Source organism: Streptomyces sp. NPDC059853, from assembly GCF_042731495.1.
Taxonomy (GTDB): Bacteria; Actinomycetota; Actinomycetes; order Streptomycetales; family Streptomycetaceae; genus Streptomyces.
Genome location: NZ_JBHWJL010000008.1, coordinates 1 through 17,647, shown reverse-complemented (window position 1 = coordinate 17,647; position 17,647 = coordinate 1). Strand labels below are relative to the sequence as shown.

Here is a 17,647-nt window from a genome sequence, read left to right as displayed (position 1 = left end):
TACTCATGTCCGCCGGGGCACCGCCCTGATAGCTTCCCTCTGCCGAACGGGTGATGCGGGGAGCTGACGTTGTCGAACGGGCTGGAAGTCGATCCGAGCGAGTTGCGCGGAATCTCCGTCAACTCCGGCGTGGTCGCCGCGAATCTGGACGTACTGCTGCGGCTGCTGCGCAACGCCGAAGGCGACGGCGCGGCGCCCGGGGGCGGCCTCGCCGTGGTGGCCCGGCTGCGGGAGGTCCGTACCGGCTGGGAGGAACGGCTGACCACGGTGCGCGACGAAGCGGCCGACCTGGAACACCAACTCGTCGCCGCCGCAGGGGGCTTCGAGAGCACCGAGGCCGCGAACCGCGCCGCACTGGCCGCCGCCGGCGCCCTGCTGGAGCGGGGAGCCGCCGCCCCGTGATCACCGTCTCGCAGCTGAACGCGGCCCGCCCCGCCGACTTCGCCGCGGAAGGCGGCAACTGGTCGCAGTTCGCCACCTGGGCCGGCACCGCGAAGGAGTTCGTCGACCAGGAGATGGCCGACCTCCTGCGCGAACGCTCCGGGGAGACCGTCACCGCCGCCCTCGGCCGGGTCACCGTGCTCGCCGACAACTGCGAGTACGCCCGCCTCCAGTCCGGCCTGGTGGCCGCCGCCCTGGACGGGCTCGCCGAAGAACTCGCCGACGCCCAGCAGCGGTTGCGCGCCGCCCTCGCCGAGGCCGCCGAACGCGGCTACCCGGTGGGCGAGGACGGCTCCGTCACCTTCCCCGAGGTCCCCGGAGCCGACGGCGAGACCGGCTGGCCCGGCGGCACCGCCCGGCACGGCGGCAACGGCCCCGTGGGCGACTACCTGGACTCGGTACGCGCCCTCATCGGCGGCCCGCACGCCATCACGGCGCACGGCCTCGCCCAGCGGCTCGGCCGGGCCCTGCGGCAGGCCGAGGAGATCGACGAACGGTACGCCCGTACGCTGGCCGCCCTCGTCGTCGAGCCAGGACTGCGGATCACCTCGGCGATGTGGGCCGACGCGGGCGAGGACCTGCGCACCGTGGGCGCCGCGCTCACCGGGCTGCTGTCCGCCGCCGACATCCCGGCCGGCGCGACCCCGGCCGAGAACGCCGCCTGGTGGAACGGGCTCAGCGAGCGCGAACAGGACACCTACCTCGCGCTGTTCCCCGCCGCCGTCGGCGCGCTGGACGGGCTGCCCGCGACCGTACGCGACCGCGCCAACCGGGGCGTGCTGGACATCGAGTACGCCCGGATCAGCACCGAACTGGCGGAGCTGCGGGCCCGGGAACCGGCCGCCGACGACCCCGGGCACGGCGCCTGGCAGCGCGACCACGACCGGCTGGCCAGCCAGGTGCGCGGCATGGAGTCCATCCAGCGGCGGCTGGCGGCCGGCGGCACCGGCGGACTCCCCGAAACGTTCCTGCTCGCCTTCTCCGCCGAGGGCAACGGCCGCGCCGTCGTCGCCGTCGGCAACCCCGACCTGGCCGACCACACCGCCGTCTACGTCCCCGGCACCGGCGCCCGGCTGGAGAACGTCGAGGGCGACCTCGTCCGCACCACCCGGCTGTGGCGCGAGAGCACGGTCGCCGCCATGGGCGAGAGCGTGTCCACCGTCATGTGGCTCGGCTACGACGCCCCCCAGAACGCCAAGCCCTTCGAACAGGGCGAGATCATCCCCTCGGCCACCTCCCGCGGCTACGCGCTGGACGCCGCCCCGGCCCTGCGCGACTTCGCCGCCGGGCTCCGGACCGCCGCCGGCGGCCCCGACGCCGGCGGCCCCGACGCCGGGCACACCACGGTCATCGGCCACAGCTACGGCAGCACCGTGGTCGGCGCGGCGGCCAAGGACGGCGGCGGGCTCGCCACCGACGACATCGTGGCGGTGGGCAGCCCCGGCATGCTCGTGCCCTACGCCGAGGACCTGGGCGTGGGCGGTGACCACGTGTGGTCGATGGCGGCCGGCACCCTGGACGACATCGTGCCCAACGCGGGCCGGATGTTCCTCGGCGAGAACGACGCCGGGATCGGGATCGGCCGGTACGGCATCCCGTACCTGAAGACCGACCTGGTGCCCAACGTGCCCTCCGACGAGCAGTTCGGCGCGCATATCATGGCGAACGACTCCACGGGCCACAGCGCCTACTGGGACGAGAACTCCCAGAGCCTGCGCAACCAGTCGCGGGTGATCGCCGGCCGGTACGACGACGTGGAACGGGGATGAGCCCGGCGGCCCGGCGGCGTCCGGTGACCGGGACGGCGGCCGTCCGGACGGCGCTCGCCGCGCTGGCGGCCTGGACGGCCCTGACGGCTTTGACGGCACTGACAACGGGATGCGGCGCGAGCATGACGAAGGACGCGAACGAGGCGCACGGCGCGCCCGGGGACCACGGCGACAGCACCGGGTACGGCGAGGGCGAGGACGGCACCGGCCCGGTGGCGGAGAAGCCGGTCGGCACCGCGCGCCAGGAGATCAGGGCGCTCTCCGACCAGCTGCTGGAGCTGGCCGCGCCCGCCGACGGCGCCACGGTCACCGACCCGGGACCCGGCGTCGACGCCTGTGCCGAGGACCCGGACCGCGAGCGGCTGTTCACGATGTACCACGCCTGGGGCGTCCACCGGCTGCCGCGCGCCGACCTGGAACAGGCGATGGACCGGCTGCGGCAGCGGCTCCCGGCCGAGGGCTGGCTCCTCACCGAGGACGGCGTCCTCAACAACGCCAACCGCTCCCCGCGCCTGCTGCTGGAGCACCCCGGCCTGCACACCGCCGCCGACATCACCCTGGCCGGGAAGGGCGACGACTCCCAGCTGCGCGTCACCCTCCAGACGGCCTGCTTCAGCACCCCGGAGGGCGAGAGCCCTGCGGGGGAGTACTGAGGGGTACGCGCTCCGCTCAGCGCGCGGCCGGGCGGCGACGGGCCGGGACGGTCAGGGCGCCGGGGGCAGGAACTGCGGCCCCTGCGGCGGCAGCACGACATCGGGCGCGGCCGGCGCCACCGGCGCGGCCCCGGCCGGCGGGTAGCCGTACCCCGCGCCGCCGCGCGGATCGGGCGGCCGTACCGGAGACCGTACGGCGGGCGGGGGCGGCGCGGCGGCCGTCACCCCGAACTCGGCGGCCAGCGCGACCAGACCGCCCCGGAACCCGAGCCCGGAGGCCCGGAAGTGCCAGCCGTCGCCGGCCCGGTACAGCTCCCCGCAGATCACCGCCGTCTCCCCGGGGCCCGGCTCCGGCGCGAACCGGGCCAGCGGCTCGGCGGCGAAGGCCCCGTACAGCAGCAGATGCGGATGCGTACGGGCCGCGTCGAACCCCCGCTCCGCCGAGGCCGCCAGCACCACCCGGCCCACCGCCGGATCCAGCCGGGCGAGTTCCGCCTCCACCGTGTCCAGCAGCCCGTGCCCGTCGCGCTGTTTGGGCAGCCGCCGCACCAGACCGGTGGGATGACGCGGCTGGTTGTAGAAGACGAAATCCCCCGGCGCGCGCACCCGCCCCGTACCGCCCAGCAGCAGCGCCGACAGATCCAGGTCCACGCCGCCCGTCCCGCGCGGCGACCAGCGCAGCACCGCCCGCACCGAGGTGACCGGCAGCCGAACGGTGGCCCCCTTGTCCAGCGCATGCGTCATACGGAAATCCTGCCTGCCGCCACACTGGCGAAACAACGGCGCGCTTACGATGGCCGAGATCCGGTGCTGCCGACGGGGTGCCCGGGAACATCGACCGTCCGGGGTGAAATATGCGGCATTATGGGCACCTATCGGCTGCGCAACGTCGCGTCCTGTTCCATCAGGAGCCGGCCGAATTCAGCCTGAACTCCTCCGTGCGCACCCTCGGCATGGCCCTGGGAGCCACGCTCTACAGCCCGGCCACCCGGCCCCGGCTCGCCACCGACATCCGCAAACAGCAGGCCGCCGGGGTCATCTCGATGGTCCTGTGCCTTGAGGACTCCATCAGCGACGCCGAAGTTCCCGGCGCCGAGGAGAACCTGGTGCGCCAGTTCGCCAGGCTGGAGCGCGAAGGCGCCGACGACCAACTGCCGATGCTGTTCATACGGGTCCGCACACCCGAGCAGATCACCGGCCTCACCAGCCGGCTCGGTACGGCGGTACGGCTGCTGGCCGGGTACGTGCTGCCCAAGTTCACCGCCGACGCCGGGCCCGCCTTCCTGGAAGCCCTCACCGGCGCCGAGGTGATGAGCGGCCGGCGGCTGCTGGCCATGCCCATCCTCGAATCCCCCGAACTGCTCCACCTCGAATCCCGCGCCGAGCGCCTGGCCGCCGCCGCCCGCGTCCTCGACAAATACCGCGAGCGCATACCCGCCGTCCGGCTCGGCGTCACCGACTTCTGCTCCGCCTACGGCCTGCGCCGCACCCCGGACATGACCGCCTACGACGTGCACCTGGTCGCCTCCGTCATCGCGGACGTCGTCAACGTCTTCGGCCGCGCCGACGGCACCGGCTTCACCGTCTCCGGCCCGGTGTGGGAGTACTTCCGCGCCCAGGAGCGCATGTTCAAACCGCAGCTGCGCCGCAGCCCGTTCAGCGGGCGCGCCGAAGGGCTGCGCGCCTCGCTCATCGAGCACAACATGGACGGCCTGCTCCAGGAGATCGAACTCGACCAGGCCAACGGCCTGCTGGGCAAGACCTGCATCCACCCCTCCCACGTCGCCCCGGTGCACGCGCTGTCCGTCGTCACGCACGAGGAGTTCAGCGACGCGGCCGACATCCTGCGCACCGGGCCGCACGGCGGCGGCGTCCTGCGCTCCGCCTACACCAACAAGATGAACGAGGTGAAGCCGCACCGCGCCTGGGCGGAGCGGACGATCCGCCGCGCCGAGGTGTTCGGCGTGGCCCGGGACGGCGTCGACTTCGTCGATCTGCTGGCCGCCGGCATGGAGGGGGAGCACACGGAATGAACGACACGGTCTGGAACGGTGACTGGGTGACCCGGCGGCTCGGCGTCACCCTGCGCGGCGACACCGCCCGCGAACACCTGGGGCTCGCCGTGCGGCGCAACCCCAAACGGGCCCACCTGCTGGTGTCCCGGATCCTCGGCAAGCATGTGCCGCAGCGCCCCGGCGTGGTGTACGGGGCCGGCTACGAACTGGGCCGTCGGGTACGGCAGGTGCTCGGGGCCGGGGAGCCGGTGGCCGTCGTGCTCGGCTACGCGGAGACCGCCACCGGGCTCGGGCACTGCGTCGCCGACGGCATCGGCGGCGGCGCGGGCGGCGTCACCTGCCTGCACTCCACGCGGCGCGCCGTCCCGGGCGTCGCCGAGGTGGCGTTCGAGGAGGAGCACAGCCACCACACCGGGCATCTCGTGCTGCCCGCCGATCCGGCGCTGCTGTCGGCCGACGGCGCGCTGGTGCTGGTGGACGACGAACTCTCCACCGGCCGCACCGTGCGCAACACCCTCACCGCGCTGCACCGGCTGCACCCGCGCACCCGGTACGTGGTGGCCGCGCTGGCCGATCTGCGGACCGAGGAGGACCGGGCCGCGCTGGAGAAGTTCGCGGCCTCGCTCGGCGCCACGGTGGAGGTCGTCTCCCTCGCGGCCGGGGAGGTGGTCCTCCCGGCGGACGTGCTGGAACGCGGCCGGGCCCTGGTCGCCGCACTGGACGGCCCGGACGGCCCGGACGCACCGCAGCCGGACGCCGCTGCCGCACCCGGCACCGCACCGGGCACCGTCCACCGCGCCCCGCTGGACTGGCCGGCCGCCCTCCCCGAAGGCGGCCGGCACGGCTTCACCCCGGCCCACCGCGCCCGCCTCGACACCGCCCTGCCCGGCCTCGCCCGGCAACTGGCCGCCGCCCTCCCGCCCGGCGCCCGCCGCGTCCTGGTACTCGGCACCGAGGAGTTCCTGTACGTCCCGCTGCGGCTGGCCGCCGCCCTGGAGACGGAGATGTCCGCCGCCGGGGACGGGCCCGAGGTGCGGTTCTCCTCCACCACCCGCTCGCCCGTCCTCCCCGTCGACGACCCCGGGTACGCCATCCGCTCCCGCCTCGTCTTCCCCGCCCACGACGACCCCGCCGACGGCCCCGGACCGCGCTACGCCTACAACATCGGCGGCCCCGGTGCGTGGGACGCCGTCGTGGTGATCACCGACACCCCCGCCGACCGCCCCGCCCTGCACGCGCCCGGCGGCCTCCTCGCCCGGCTCGCCGCACGCACCCCGCACGTCGTGCTGGCCACCGTCCCCGCCGCCGCCCCGCCGCTGCGCGGACCCGCCTTCTCCTCCTACGCCCCCGACGAGGTCGCCTGGCTGCTCAAGGACCTCACCGACGTCCCGCTGGAGGCACCCACCGAGGAACGCGAGGAAGCCATCCAGAGCGGCGGCGCCCACTACGCCGAATCGCTCCCCGTCGAATACCAGCCCAGCGACGCCTACCAGCGGCTCTTCCACACCGCGCTGGACGCCTCCGCCCGCCGCATCGCCGCCGCCGTCGGCACCGTCACCGAACTGGTGCTGGCCGGCCGGCCCCGCCCCGTCCTGGCCTCCCTCGCCCGCGCCGGCACCCCCGTCGGCATCCTCATACGCCGCTGGGCCCAGCACGCCCACGGCCTCCGGCTCCCGCACTACGCCGTGTCCATCGTGCGCGGCCGGGGCATCGACACCACCGCCCTGCGCTGGCTCGCCGCCCACCACGACCCGGCCGACGTGGTGTTCGTCGACGCCTGGACCGGCAAGGGCGCCATCACCCGCGAACTCGAAGCGGCCCTCGCCCCGTTCCCCGGCTTCGACCCCTCCCTCGCCGTCCTCGCCGACCCCGGCGGCTGCGTGTCCGTCTACGGCACCCGCGAGGACTTCCTCATCCCCTCCGCCTGCCTCAACTCCACCGTCTCCGGCCTCATATCGCGCACCGTGCTGCGCGCCGACCTGATCGGCCCGCACGACTTCCACGGCGCCAAGCACTACGCCGAACTCGCCCACGCAGACCAGTCCGCCCGCTTCCTCGACGCCGTCACCGCCCACTTCCCCGCCGTGGGAGACGAGGTGGCCGCCGCCGTCCCCGCCCTGCTCGCCGCCGACCGCACCCCTACCTGGGAGGGCAGGCGGGCCGTGGAACGCCTCAGCGACGCGTACGGCATCGGCGACGTCAACCTCGTCAAACCGGGCGTCGGCGAGACCACCCGCGTCCTGCTGCGCCGTGTCCCCTGGCGGGTGCTCACCCGGCGCGGCGTCGGCGCCGACCTCGACCACATCCGGCTGCTCGCCGAGCAGCGCGGCGTCCCCGTCGAGGAGCGGGACGACCTCCCCTACAGTTGCGTCGGACTGATCCACCCCCGGTACACCAAGGGCGCCACCGGTGCCGACGGAAGGGCAGCACGTTGACCGCCTCGGCACCCGTCCTCGTCGCCAGCGACCTCGACCGGACCCTCATCTACTCGGCCGCCGCCCTCGCCCTCGGCCTGCCCGACGCCAAAGCCCCGCGGCTGCTGTGCGTCGAGGTGCACGAGGGCAAGCCGCAGTCGTTCCTGACCGAGACCGCCGCCGGGCTCCTCGCCGGGCTGGCCGGCTCCCCGCACACCGTCTTCGTCCCCACCACCACCCGCACCCGCAAGCAGTACCGGCGCATCAACCTGCCGGGGCCGCCCGCCCGGTACGCGATCTGCGCCAACGGCGGCCATCTCCTCGTCGACGGCGAGACCGACCGCGACTGGCACGCCTCGGTACGGCGCACCCTGGCCGCCGAGTGCGCCCCCATGGCCGAGATCCAGGACCACATGCGGCGCACCGCCGCCCCGCGCTGGCTGCTGAAGGTACGGGACGCCGAGGAACTGTTCACCTACCTCGTCGTCGAACGCGCCCTGCTGCCCGACACCTGGACCAAGGAACTCGCCGACTGGGCCGAGCCGCGCGGCTGGACGGTCTCCCTCCAGGGCCGCAAGCTGTACGCGGTGCCGCGGCCGCTGACCAAGTCGGCGGCCGTCGCCGAGATCGCGCGCCGCACCGGGGCCGGTACGGTCCTGGCCGCCGGCGACTCCCTGCTGGACGCCGATCTGCTGCTCGCGGCGGACCGGGGCTGGCGCCCGGGGCACGGCGAACTCGCCGACACCGGGTGGAGCGCCCCGCACATCACGGCGCTCGCGGACCGGGGCGTCAGCTGCGGGGAGGAGATCCTCCGGGCGTTCGTGGCGCACGCTCGCCGCGGCTGAGCCGCTGACGGCGGACGGCGGCGTCGCGCCGCCGGTCCTCCTCGGCGGCCTGCTCGGGGTGGCGGGCCCGCCAGTACGGGTTGTCGTGCGGCAGCCGGCCGCTGACCCGCCCGTACATGCCGAAGCACATCAGGATCAGCCCCACCACGAAGCTGAAGAGGACGTTCTGGATCCGGAACGCCAGGAAGTTGGCGCCGGTTTCCAGGACGGCCAGGTTGTAGAAGCCGCTCAGCACGAACAGCACGCCCACCGTCAGATTGAGGGAGGACGCGAAGTTGCCGCCCTTGATCATGCCGGCGAACAGCAGCAGGCCCACCACGATGGACAGCCAGCTGAGCGCGCCGTTGCTGTTGAGACCGGCGACCGTGTTGTCGCCGGTGGAGAAGAAACCGAGGCGCTGGATCACCCCGAAGACGCCGAAGACGATCAGCGCGACGCCGACCAGTCCGGCGCCGATCCGGTAGACGACGCTCAGCCGGTGGTCGGCCGGCAGATGTTCGTCGAGCCGGGCCCGCTGGAAAAGGCCCCGCAGACCGACTTCGGGTATCCGATCACGTGAATGCGTATGGATGGCCATATCACCAGCATGGCCCCCGAAAGCGGACGGATCAACCGCAGCAGCCGCCTCCGCAGCAGCCCCCGCCGCCCCCTCCGCCGGCGGCCCGCGGGGCCGGCGCGGGCCCCCGGGAGGCGGCGCCGCCGCCCACCGCCACCGTGGACAGCAGCTTCACGGAATCCTCGTGCCCGGCCGGGCAGCGGGCCGGATCGGCCGACCGCGCCATCGGCCGGCTCAGCTCGAACTGGTCGCCGCAGCTGCGGCAGCGGTACTCGTAACGCGGCATGGGCCCAGGGTAGCCGGGTCCGCCGGTCAGGACCTCCCCTGCCGGATGTCCTCCACGACGGCCGCCACCATGCCCCGTACCGCCTCGGTCTCGGTCAGGAACAGCCAGTAGTCGGGGTTGCGGCCCCCCGCCTCCAGCGCGGCCACCGCCCGGTCCAGCCGCTCCACCGCCGCGTCCAGCGGCCCGGCGTGCCGCGGATCGGGGATCTGCCGGCCGCTCATCGCCAGCCGCTGCCCGTCCCGGATGGCGAACCGGGCCCGGTCGGCCTCCTTCGACGGGTCGAACGACACCTCGTTCAGCCGGCGCAGCCGCTCACCGGCCGCCGACACCGCCTCGTCGGTGCGGCCCAGCAGCGTCTGCACTTCCGCGAGACGGGCCGTCGCGTCGTCCCAGCGCTGCGCGTCGCGCGCCCGCTGCGCTTCGCCCAGCGCGCTCTCCGCCTCCCGCACCGAGGCCGCCGCCTGCTCGGGCACCCGCTGGAGGTCCTGCCAGCAGGCCGCGCTGAACCGGCGGCGCAGCTCGCTGAGCACCGGCTCCACCTGCCCGGCCCGGGTGGTGATCGCCTGCGCCCGGGTGCGCAGCGACGCCAGCCGCTTGTCGATCCCGGCCGCCCGGCGCGGCAGCTGCCCGGCCTCGGCGGTGATCGCCTCGGCCCGCCGCCGTACGTCCTCGGCCCGCCGGACGGTCGGCTGGATGCCGTGCTGGGCCGGGCCCTCGTTCAGCAGCCGCAGCTCGGGGCCGAGCGCGGCCAGCGCGGCGGCCAGCTCATCGGCGGCGAGCCGGGCCTCGCGTACCGCGTCCAGGGCGGTGGTGGCGTCCCGCAGCGCCCGCTTGGCGCTCTCGACGGCGGGGGCGACCTGCCGCAGCTGGTTCTCGGCGCGCTCCAGCAGCGGGGCCAGGCTCTGGCCGAAGGTGTCCAGATCGGCCTTGGTGCGGCGCAGCTCGTCCCTGACCCGCACGAAGTCGTGCCGGGCGCGGGAGGCGGCGCCGGCGTCCAGGCTCTCGCTGTCGAGGTCGTGGACGTCGACGGTGCGGATGTACTCGTGGCTGACCTGGTCGATGCGCTCGCCGAACGCGGCGAAGTCGTGCGCCACCCGGGGCGCCTGCCGGGAGTCGTCGGCGGCGGCGGTGATGGTCTCGACCGTGATGCGCAGTTCGCGCTGGGCCGTGTCGAGTTCGTAGAACGCGGCGGCCGTCTCGTCCTGGGCGGCCTGGGCCTCGGCCCGCAGATCCTCCACCCGGCCCCGGCCCCAGCGCCGTACCCCGCCGCCGGTGAACGCCCCGGGGAGGGCGAGCGCGACGGCGGGCAGCAGCGCCAGGGGCAGCAGCGCGATCCCGGCAAGTTCCCTGGCGGTGCGCGTCGCCCTCACTGTGCACTCTCCCCACTCCACGACTGGTGGTCATTCTTTCACCAGGAGCCGGGCGGGAACATGGCCAGGTCAGTCGGAGCCGTGCACGGATATGCCGCCGTTGCGGGTGCTGACGGAGATCCGGGCCCCGGCGGCCTCGTCCCGCGGGACGTCGACGTCGACGGAGCCGTTGTCGGTGTCCGTGTCGACGCGGTAGGCGGTCCCGGCGGGGACGGTCAGCCGGACCGCGCCGTTGTGGGAGGTGACCTCGACCTCTTCGGGGACGCCGGCCAGGCCGAGCGCGATGCCGCCGTTGTGGGTGTCGGCGCGGAGCCGGGGGGTGTCCAGACCGGTGGCGGTGATCGTCCCGTTGTGCGAGGAGAGCCGCAGGTCGCCGGTGCCGCTGTCCTCGACGGTGATGTTCCCGTTGTGCGAGGAGAGGTCCAGCGGGGCGGTGAACCCGGCGGCCTCGATGTGCCCGTTGACGCCGCGCACGGTGACGGCGAGGTCGGCCGGGACCGCGATCTCGTGCGGGGCGTCGCAGGAGGTGACGAACCCCGAACACTCCACCCGCAGGGTGAGGGTGTCACCGGCCATCTCCCAGCCGATGTCGGTGGTGCCGAACACCTTCCCGGCGGTGAACCAGCGGGTCACGGCGATCTCCCCCGCCAGCTCCGGATCGGGCACCAGCGTGACGTCGGCGTCGCCGGACTCGACGGTGAGGGTGTCGCCGGTGACCCCGAAGGTGGCGTGCTCGGCCGCCCCGTCGTGCGTCTGCGTGGAACACCCGCTCAGCCCGGCCGCCAGGACGACGGCCGCGGCGGTGAGAACGGCGGAGTGGACAAAGGTACGGCGCACGGCTCGGCCCCCGGTGGATGGTGCGGATTCCCGACACCCACCACGCTAGGAACGCGGTCCCCACCAGGTAATCCTGCTGGCCGGTGGACGCGGGGTATGGCTGGCCCCACCCGGCGGGGCATGTACGCTGTTGCAGGTCCCGCGGGTGCATAGCTCAGCGGTAGAGCGCCGCCCTTACAAGGCGGATGTCGGCGGTTCGAACCCGTCTGCACCCACTTCCGTACACCGGACCGTGCCCTGTCCCCCGCCCGGGGGACAGGGTGTTTCTGTGCGTGGGGGGCGTCGTGGGCCAGGGTGGACTCTTCAGCGTGCTGTGGGGGCTGGGCGCGGGCCTGCTGGGGGCGGTCCTGGCGACCGACTTCCGGGGCTCGGCGGAGCGGTTCGTGATGATCTCGGAGCGGACGATGATGGTCGGCTCCCGGAACCGCCGGCCGGTCATGGGGACGCGCGGAGTACGGCTGCTCGGTGGCGTGTTCGCGCTGGCCGGTCCGGTCGTATCGGTGGTGGGCCTGGTCGAACTGGCGCGGTCCGACGGCGCCCAGACGTCGTTCACCGTGCAACCGCCGCTGCCGTTCCTGCTGTTCGCGGCGGTGGCCGGCATCGTGGGCGAGTGGCTGCTGTGGCGGCCGGACGGTCCGCTGCGGGACGAATGGGCCGCGGGCGGATCCGTACGCCGGACGGCACTGGTCGCCCTGAGCGCCACGGCTCCCCTGATGCTCGGCACGATGGCCCTCGGCTGGACGGCGGCGGCACCGGCGGGACTGCTCGTCGCCGCGGTGGCGATGGCGGTGATACTCCCGGAGCCGTACGAACCGATCGACGACGGCGGTCCCCCGGCCCGGCCGGGGTCACAGCAGGTGTCCGGTGTCGGCGTCAGAGGGGCGGAAGGGCGTCGGTGACGCGCCGCCCGCGCCATGGGTCTCCTGGCCAGCGACGCCGTCGAGGGGGCCGGGGTGCTCCCCGTAGCGCATCGGGACGGTCTGGAGGTCTTTACGGCTCTCGGTTCCGAGCAGTCCGTCGACGGGTCCGGTGGAGAGGCCGCCCTTCGCGGATCTGCCTGGACCCTCTTGGCTGTTGGGCGATGATCCACGCCATGGCCACGCCCTTCGGATCGGACCCGTGACCCGTGACCGGTGACCGGTGACCGGTGACCGGTGACGTCAGGTTGCGCACCGCTCATTGAGGTGCGGTTGCGGTTCGTATGATCATCTCGACAAGCTGGTCGCCGGTAACGTGCCACTTCTTGGTTTCCAGGAGGCCGCCGTTCTCGAAGCTGATGATGCCGTGCACGCTGGTCAGCAACATCGCACCGACCGGCCGGGCGCGCTCCGGATCCGCGAGGGTGCCCGAGACGATCGAAAGGAACTGGTCGTGCGTGCGTGACACCGCAGCGATCGCTTCGCTGGAGGCAGTCGATGGCGCGCCGAACATCAACGCGTAGGTGTGTGGGCGCCGCCGACCGAGGTCCATCAGGTCGGCCAGTGCGCGGGCCAGGCGCTCGGGCGGCGTCAGATGGTCCGCCGCGATGAGTGCGTCGAGACCTTCGCCGACCTGACCCCAGCTCCTGGCCGCGACCGCGGCGAGCAGGTGCTCCTTGTCCGGAAAATGTCCGTACGGCGCCCCGCGAGACACGTCCGCCCTGGTCCCCACGGCGCGCAGGGTCACCGCGCCGGGCCCGCCCTCGTCCAGCAGATCGGCGGCAGCTTCGACCAGCGCTCGCCGGGTGGCTGCGGCACTTTCCGATCGGCTGACCATGCCTCCCATGTTACGTGACACCGTCACACGACTCGTTTGACAATGTCACACGAGTCGGTATCGTCACTCGTATGACAACGTCACATGAGCACTCCGAGATGATCCTGATCACTGGCGCGTCGACCGGCATGGGTGCCGCGACCGCCCGTGAGCTTGCCCGCCGCGGCTTTCACGTCCTGGCAAGCGTCCGGCGCCAGTCCGACGCCGACACACTGCGGAGCGCGGGACTGGAGCCGGTGCTGCTGGACATCACCGACCCCGAACAGATCGCCTCGGTCTCCCAGCGCATCGCCGACGACCCGGCAGGACGCCCGCTTCGCGCAGTGATCAACAACGCCGGCATCGCCATCAACGCGCCGGTCGAGGTGCTGTCGATGGAGCAGTGGCAACGGCAGTTCGACGTGAACTTCTTCGGGCACGTCGCGGTGACCAAGGCCGTCCTGCCCGCGCTGCACGCCAGCGGCGGCCGCGTGGTGAACATCAGCTCCATCGGGGGCCGGGTCGCGATGCCGACCTACGGCGCCTACGCCGCCGCGAAGTTCGCCATGGAAGCGATGAGCGACTCCCTGCGGCGGGAGCTGGCGCCTCACGGCGTGCAGGTCGTGGTCGTCGAGCCCGGCGGGGTGAAGACCGAGATGACCGGCCACGGCATCGAGCGGGCGAACGACACCATGGCCACGTTGTCGCCGACCCAGCGCAGCCGCTACGGCGGACTGCTCCAGGCGATCATCAACCAGGCGACATCGTTCACCGACTCCGGACTGTCCGCCGAGGCCGCCGCCCTGGTCATCGCCAAGGCCGCGACCGCGCGGCGCCCGCGCACCCGGTACACCATCGGGCGCGACGCGGCCGTACTCACCCGCCTGTCACGGATCCTCTCCGACAAGGCACTCGACCGCATGCTTGCCGCCAACCTCCGCCCCCATTACCCCAAACCGCACAGCGCGTGATCAATCGCCCCAGCGGTGAGGGGATATCAAGAAGCGGCAGGGGAGCCCCCGGACCCCGACGACGACATCAGCCGCGGTCACCGGGAGATGGTGCCCGCCCGGAACGGTGCTGTCGCAGGAGACCGGCGATCCCTCCGATGACGAACGGAGCGGCGAGGAGCAGGGCGAGGACGAGCAGCGGCGCGGCGACGAACACCAGGACCGGGGTCCCCTGCGTGTCGGCGACGATGTCGGCAATCACAGGTCGATGGTGCCAGGCGGAACGGCGATGGCCCAGGCAGAGGTGGGCGAGGCCGCGCCGTGAGGCGGCTCAGCTCCGGCTGGACCCCCCGGAACCGGGCTTCGAGGTCGGGGGCACGGATAGGTCCGGGGGCGTCAGGGCGCTGTGGAGGGCTCTCACGTCACAGCGGACCCGCGCCGGAGCCGGAGGTACAGGGCGGCACCGGCCCCGGCAGCCCCCGCCGTTACCGCTCCCCGGCCTGCGCCTCGCGCGAGCGCGTCGCCGCGCACCGGCGGCGCGTCCGGTGAACCTTCGCGTTTCCTTCGAATGGCCCGCAAACTCCTGGGACACAAGCGCCGTTAGTCTGCTCGGAGTTGACCGACAAGCAAGGGGAGTGAGGAACCGGAGTGTCCCACCTCAACGACGAGAGCGGCGGTCCGATCGATCTCCGTACCGACCAGCCGCACGCGGCCCGGATGTACGACTATCTGCTGGGTGGCAAGGACCACTACACCGTGGACGGCGAAGCCGCAGAGAAGGCCCTGACCGCCTTCCCGCTGCTGCGCACCGCCGCCCGCGAGAACCGCAAGTTCCTCGGCCGCGCCGTCCAGTACCTGGTGCGTGAGACGGGGATACGGCAGTTCATCGACCTCGGTTCCGGGCTGCCCACCGCCGAGAACGTGCACCAGGTCGCCCAGCGGCACGACCCGACCACGCACGTCGTCTACGTCGACAACGATCCGATCGTCCTCGTGTACGGCAGCGCCATGCTCGCCCAGGACCGGCGAACCGCCGTCATCCAGGGCGACGTCCGCGATCCGGGCGCCGTCCTCGACCACCCGCGCACCCGCGAACTGATCGACTTCGACGAGCCGGTGGGCGTCCTCGCCGTGGCCGTACTGCACTTCGTCGGCGACGAAGAGAAGCCGGAGGCCATCGTCCGCACCCTGCGCGACGCCGTCCCGCCCGGCAGCCACTTCATCCTGTCGCACGCCACCGCCGACATCGCCCCCGAGGCGGCCATGGGCGTCCAGCGCGCCTATCGCGCCCAGGGCGTACCGCTGACCCTGCGCGACAAGGCCCGGTTCACCGAGTTCTTCGACGGTCTCGACCTCATCGAGCCCGGCGTGCAGGTCGTCTCCGACTGGCGCTCGGACGTCCCCGAGGCGGAGCGCCCCGACCACGCGGACGTGTCCTGGTACGGGGGAGTGGGACGGCTCGCCTGAGCCTCAGACCGCCGCCGGGGCGGGCGCCGGGCGCAGCAGGCGGACGGCGACCGCGCCGGCCACCACCAGGGCCAGCAGGGACAGGCCGGTGCTGAACCAGCTGGCGCCCAGGATCTGGCCGCCGATGTAGCCGACGCCGACGCTGTAGCAGGTCCACACCACGGCGGCCAGCGCCGACCACGGCAGGAAGTCCTTGGGGCGGCGCCGGGTGGCTCCCGCGCCGATCGAGACCACGGCCCGTCCGGCCGGGGCGAAGCGGGCCAGCACCACCAGCGGCCCGCCGCCCCTGGCCAGCGCGGAACCGAGCCGCTGCTGGGCGGTGGACAGCCGGCGCGAACGCGCGATGGCGGTGTCGAAGCGCCGCCCGCCGTGCATGGCCAGCCGGTAGGCGCACAGATCGCCGAGGAACGAGGCGGTGGCCGCGCAGAGCATCAGCAGCGCCAGCTGCGGCAGATGGGAACCCGGGTTGGGGGCGGGCAGCCCCGCCACGTCGATCGCGGCACCGCCGGCGATGGTGGCGGCCGTGACGACGACGGCGCCGCTGGGCAGGACCGGGAGGAACACGTCGAGCAGGATGAAGAGCACCACGACCAGGTAGATCCACGGGGCGTAGAGCAGCACCCCCAAGGTCTCCGACACGTGTTCCCCGCTCCCCGAGCAGCCGCTGGGCCGCGTCAGCCGTCCGCCGATGTTCTCGATAGTGACGCATTCCTGTGCACGGTCGTTCCCCATGGCGTGCGTACACGTACCGCCGTACAGCGTACGCCCGCGTCATCCGGCCGGTGCACGCGGGTGCGTGGGGCGCGACCGCGGTCCGGGGTGCGGGCATCGTGAGGAAACGCCCCAGGTGAGGGGCTCTGTGCAGTGGCGTGAGGAGAGCGGGATGAGGGTGCGGAACACCGGGAGCGGAGCCGGGCGCGGGCGGCCGGGACGAGGGCCGGCGGCGCGGGCGGCGGTACGGCTGCTGGCCCCGGCGATGGCGGCGGTGCTGGCGGGTACGGGCGTCGCGCACGGGCTGGGCCGCGCCGAGGGCGCGCACTGGCTGCGCGCGTGGGGCTATGCCGTCCCGCCCGGCGACCCTGCGCCCGGCGACGCGGTGACCTACGACGAGGAACTGGTGCCCGCCGGGGCCCGGATCCAGGTGATCCAGCGGGTGAGCGGCGGGACGATGACGGTGGAACTGGAGGTGCGCGGCGTGCAGCCGGGCCACGCGTTCGGCGCGCACGTGCACGAACTGCCCTGCGGGGACGACCCGGCCGACTCCGGGCCGCACTACCGGAACGACCCGGCGGACGGGCCGGAGCCGGCGAACCCGCGCAACGAGGTGTGGCTCGACTTCACCGCCGACTCGGCCGGGCGCGGCACGGCGCTCTCCCGTCAGCAGTGGGTGTTCCGGCCGGGCGAGGCCAACTCCGTGGTGATCCACGAGCACGCCACCGGGCACGGCGGTGACGCGGGCGGCAGGGTGGCGTGCCTCACGGTCGGGTTCACGGACTGATGGTGTCGCGTACAGTGGTGGGGTCTGAAGGGGAGTAGCTCTTCGCCGGACCGTCGACATACTGGCCTCTCGCGGGGCCCGGCGCCCGGAGCGGACGTTTTGGCGTCCGCCAGCGAGACCTTCGGCCAGCAGTGTCCTGGACGCTGCCGGGCCGAAGTGTGCGCTCCTCTCGCGGATTCCTCGGCACGGCCGGTCCGGTCCGTCCCTTTTCATCACGAGGAATACCGTGTTCAGTCTCTCCACCGCCGCCGTGGTCTTCGGCGTCATCTTCCTGGCCGAACTGCCGGACAAGACCGCGCTCGCCGGTCTGCTGCTCGGCACCCGCTTCCGAGCCTCGTACGTCTTCGCCGGGGTCGCCGCCGCCTTCGCCCTGCACGTGGTGCTCGCGGTGGCGGCCGGCTCCGTCCTCACCCTGCTGCCGCAGCGTCCGCTCCAGGCGGTGGTGGGCGCCCTGTTCCTGGGCGGCGCCATCTATCTGCTGCGCAGCAAGGGGGAGGAGGACGAGGAGATCAAGGAGCCGTCGAGCGCGTCCTTCTGGAAGGTCGCCGGCTCGGGCTTCACCCTCATCCTGGTCGCCGAGTTCGGCGATCTGACCCAGATCATGACCGCCAACCTGGCGGCCCGGTACGACGACTGGCTGTCGGTCGGTGTCGGCGCGTTCGCGGCGCTGTGCGCGGTGGCCGGCATCGGCATCCTGGGCGGCCGGGCGCTGCTGAAGCGGGTGCCGATGCGGCTGATCACGCGGATCGCCGCCTGCGTGATGCTGGCGCTGGCGGTGTGGAGCTTCTACGAGGCCATCGTCGGCTGAGTGC

At 73.4% G+C, this 17,647-nt stretch carries 19 protein-coding genes, 1 tRNA gene and 1 pseudogene; 13 read left to right on the top strand and 8 right to left on the bottom strand.

Features of this window, described 5'->3' with window-relative positions:
- Positions 1 to 69 precede the first annotated feature (69 nt).
- Genes ACFV5N_RS01740 through ACFV5N_RS01730 form a run of 3 tightly spaced genes read left to right on the top strand, consistent with a single transcriptional unit; the run spans position 70 to position 2,863 of the window.
- Positions 70 to 402 carry a hypothetical protein gene (locus ACFV5N_RS01740; RefSeq protein ID WP_385592596.1) on the top strand — a complete coding sequence of 111 codons (333 nt, stop codon included), beginning with the start codon at positions 70 to 72 and terminating at the stop codon, positions 400 to 402.
- Positions 399 to 2,210 carry an alpha/beta hydrolase gene (locus ACFV5N_RS01735; RefSeq protein ID WP_385592594.1) on the top strand — a complete coding sequence of 604 codons (1,812 nt, stop codon included), beginning with the start codon at positions 399 to 401 and terminating at the stop codon, positions 2,208 to 2,210. Before ACFV5N_RS01740 ends, ACFV5N_RS01735 begins: the two co-directional genes overlap by 4 nt.
- Positions 2,207 to 2,863 carry a hypothetical protein gene (locus ACFV5N_RS01730; protein ID WP_385592592.1) on the top strand — a complete coding sequence of 219 codons (657 nt, stop codon included), beginning with the start codon at positions 2,207 to 2,209 and terminating at the stop codon, positions 2,861 to 2,863. The genes ACFV5N_RS01735 and ACFV5N_RS01730 overlap by 4 nt, the downstream gene beginning before the upstream one ends.
- Before the next feature lie 51 nt (positions 2,864 to 2,914).
- Here the strand turns inward: ACFV5N_RS01730 and ACFV5N_RS01725 are convergent, their stop codons facing one another.
- Positions 2,915 to 3,607, bottom strand: a complete 693-nt coding sequence (locus ACFV5N_RS01725) for a TerD family protein (protein ID WP_385592590.1) — start codon at positions 3,605 to 3,607, stop codon at positions 2,915 to 2,917.
- 110 nt (positions 3,608 to 3,717) lie between these two features.
- Between ACFV5N_RS01725 and ACFV5N_RS01720 the strand changes: the two genes are divergently transcribed.
- Genes ACFV5N_RS01720 through ACFV5N_RS01710 form a run of 3 tightly spaced genes read left to right on the top strand, consistent with a single transcriptional unit; the run spans position 3,718 to position 8,137 of the window.
- The gene (locus ACFV5N_RS01720) at positions 3,718 to 4,896 is read left to right on the top strand and encodes an HpcH/HpaI aldolase/citrate lyase family protein (protein ID WP_385592588.1); all 1,179 of its coding nucleotides are present in this window, start codon (positions 3,718 to 3,720) and stop codon (positions 4,894 to 4,896) included.
- The gene (locus tag ACFV5N_RS01715; RefSeq protein ID WP_385592586.1) at positions 4,893 to 7,313 is read left to right on the top strand and encodes a phosphoribosyltransferase; all 2,421 of its coding nucleotides are present in this window, start codon (positions 4,893 to 4,895) and stop codon (positions 7,311 to 7,313) included. Before ACFV5N_RS01720 ends, ACFV5N_RS01715 begins: the two co-directional genes overlap by 4 nt.
- Positions 7,310 to 8,137: an HAD family hydrolase gene (locus ACFV5N_RS01710; protein WP_385592584.1), complete on the top strand. Its 828-nt coding sequence runs from the start codon at positions 7,310 to 7,312 to the stop codon at positions 8,135 to 8,137. Before ACFV5N_RS01715 ends, ACFV5N_RS01710 begins: the two co-directional genes overlap by 4 nt.
- On the opposite strand, the gene ACFV5N_RS01705 is transcribed toward ACFV5N_RS01710, so the two are convergent.
- The 4 genes from ACFV5N_RS01705 to ACFV5N_RS01690 form a co-directional block, all read right to left on the bottom strand.
- Positions 8,082 to 8,714: a DUF4383 domain-containing protein gene (locus tag ACFV5N_RS01705; protein WP_385592583.1), complete on the bottom strand. Its 633-nt coding sequence runs from the start codon at positions 8,712 to 8,714 to the stop codon at positions 8,082 to 8,084. The genes ACFV5N_RS01710 and ACFV5N_RS01705 overlap by 56 nt on opposite strands.
- 31 nt (positions 8,715 to 8,745) lie before the next feature.
- Positions 8,746 to 8,979, bottom strand: coding sequence for a zinc ribbon domain-containing protein (locus ACFV5N_RS01700; RefSeq protein ID WP_385592581.1), 234 nt, complete (start codon positions 8,977 to 8,979; stop codon positions 8,746 to 8,748).
- A gap of 26 nt (positions 8,980 to 9,005) precedes the next feature.
- Positions 9,006 to 10,349 (bottom strand): hypothetical protein, encoded by a 1,344-nt coding sequence (locus tag ACFV5N_RS01695; RefSeq protein ID WP_385592579.1) that lies wholly within the window; start codon positions 10,347 to 10,349, stop codon positions 9,006 to 9,008.
- A 69-nt stretch (positions 10,350 to 10,418) separates the two neighbouring features.
- Positions 10,419 to 11,186, bottom strand: coding sequence for a DUF4097 domain-containing protein (locus ACFV5N_RS01690; protein WP_385592577.1), 768 nt, complete (start codon positions 11,184 to 11,186; stop codon positions 10,419 to 10,421).
- A gap of 143 nt (positions 11,187 to 11,329) precedes the next feature.
- Between ACFV5N_RS01690 and ACFV5N_RS01685 the strand changes: the two genes are divergently transcribed.
- Positions 11,330 to 11,401, top strand: a tRNA-Val gene (locus ACFV5N_RS01685).
- A gap of 57 nt (positions 11,402 to 11,458) precedes the next feature.
- Positions 11,459 to 12,085 (top strand): hypothetical protein, encoded by a 627-nt coding sequence (locus tag ACFV5N_RS01680; protein ID WP_385592575.1) that lies wholly within the window; start codon positions 11,459 to 11,461, stop codon positions 12,083 to 12,085.
- A gap of 277 nt (positions 12,086 to 12,362) precedes the next feature.
- Here the strand turns inward: ACFV5N_RS01680 and ACFV5N_RS01675 are convergent, their stop codons facing one another.
- A complete protein-coding gene (locus tag ACFV5N_RS01675; RefSeq protein WP_385592573.1) occupies positions 12,363 to 12,941 on the bottom strand; it encodes a TetR/AcrR family transcriptional regulator in 579 nt (192 codons plus the stop codon).
- A 71-nt stretch (positions 12,942 to 13,012) separates the two neighbouring features.
- Here ACFV5N_RS01675 and ACFV5N_RS01670 point away from each other — a divergent pair, with 71 nt between their 5' ends.
- On the top strand, positions 13,013 to 13,891 hold the full coding sequence (locus ACFV5N_RS01670) for an SDR family oxidoreductase (protein ID WP_385592571.1): 879 nt from the start codon (positions 13,013 to 13,015) through the stop codon (positions 13,889 to 13,891).
- A 67-nt stretch (positions 13,892 to 13,958) separates the two neighbouring features.
- Here the strand turns inward: ACFV5N_RS01670 and ACFV5N_RS01665 are convergent, their stop codons facing one another.
- The gene (locus ACFV5N_RS01665; RefSeq protein ID WP_385592569.1) at positions 13,959 to 14,132 is read right to left on the bottom strand and encodes a hypothetical protein; all 174 of its coding nucleotides are present in this window, start codon (positions 14,130 to 14,132) and stop codon (positions 13,959 to 13,961) included.
- 197 nt (positions 14,133 to 14,329) lie between these two features.
- Between ACFV5N_RS01665 and ACFV5N_RS01660 the strand changes: the two are divergent.
- Both ACFV5N_RS01660 and ACFV5N_RS01655 read left to right on the top strand, forming a co-directional pair.
- Positions 14,330 to 14,419, top strand: a pseudogene (locus ACFV5N_RS01660) (CGNR zinc finger domain-containing protein); the annotation flags it as partial.
- A 99-nt stretch (positions 14,420 to 14,518) separates the two neighbouring features.
- Entirely contained in the window at positions 14,519 to 15,337 is an 819-nt protein-coding gene (locus ACFV5N_RS01655) for an SAM-dependent methyltransferase (RefSeq protein WP_385592567.1), read from the top strand.
- A 3-nt stretch (positions 15,338 to 15,340) separates the two neighbouring features.
- Here ACFV5N_RS01655 and ACFV5N_RS01650 read toward each other — a convergent pair whose 3' ends face one another.
- The gene (locus ACFV5N_RS01650) at positions 15,341 to 15,976 is read right to left on the bottom strand and encodes a DedA family protein (RefSeq protein ID WP_385592566.1); all 636 of its coding nucleotides are present in this window, start codon (positions 15,974 to 15,976) and stop codon (positions 15,341 to 15,343) included.
- A gap of 244 nt (positions 15,977 to 16,220) precedes the next feature.
- Between ACFV5N_RS01650 and ACFV5N_RS01645 the strand changes: the two genes are divergently transcribed.
- Positions 16,221 to 16,835 (top strand): superoxide dismutase family protein, encoded by a 615-nt coding sequence (locus tag ACFV5N_RS01645; RefSeq protein ID WP_385592564.1) that lies wholly within the window; start codon positions 16,221 to 16,223, stop codon positions 16,833 to 16,835.
- 226 nt (positions 16,836 to 17,061) lie between these two features.
- Positions 17,062 to 17,643 carry a TMEM165/GDT1 family protein gene (locus tag ACFV5N_RS01640; RefSeq protein ID WP_385592563.1) on the top strand — a complete coding sequence of 194 codons (582 nt, stop codon included), beginning with the start codon at positions 17,062 to 17,064 and terminating at the stop codon, positions 17,641 to 17,643.
- The last annotated feature ends 4 nt before the right edge of the window (positions 17,644 to 17,647 follow it).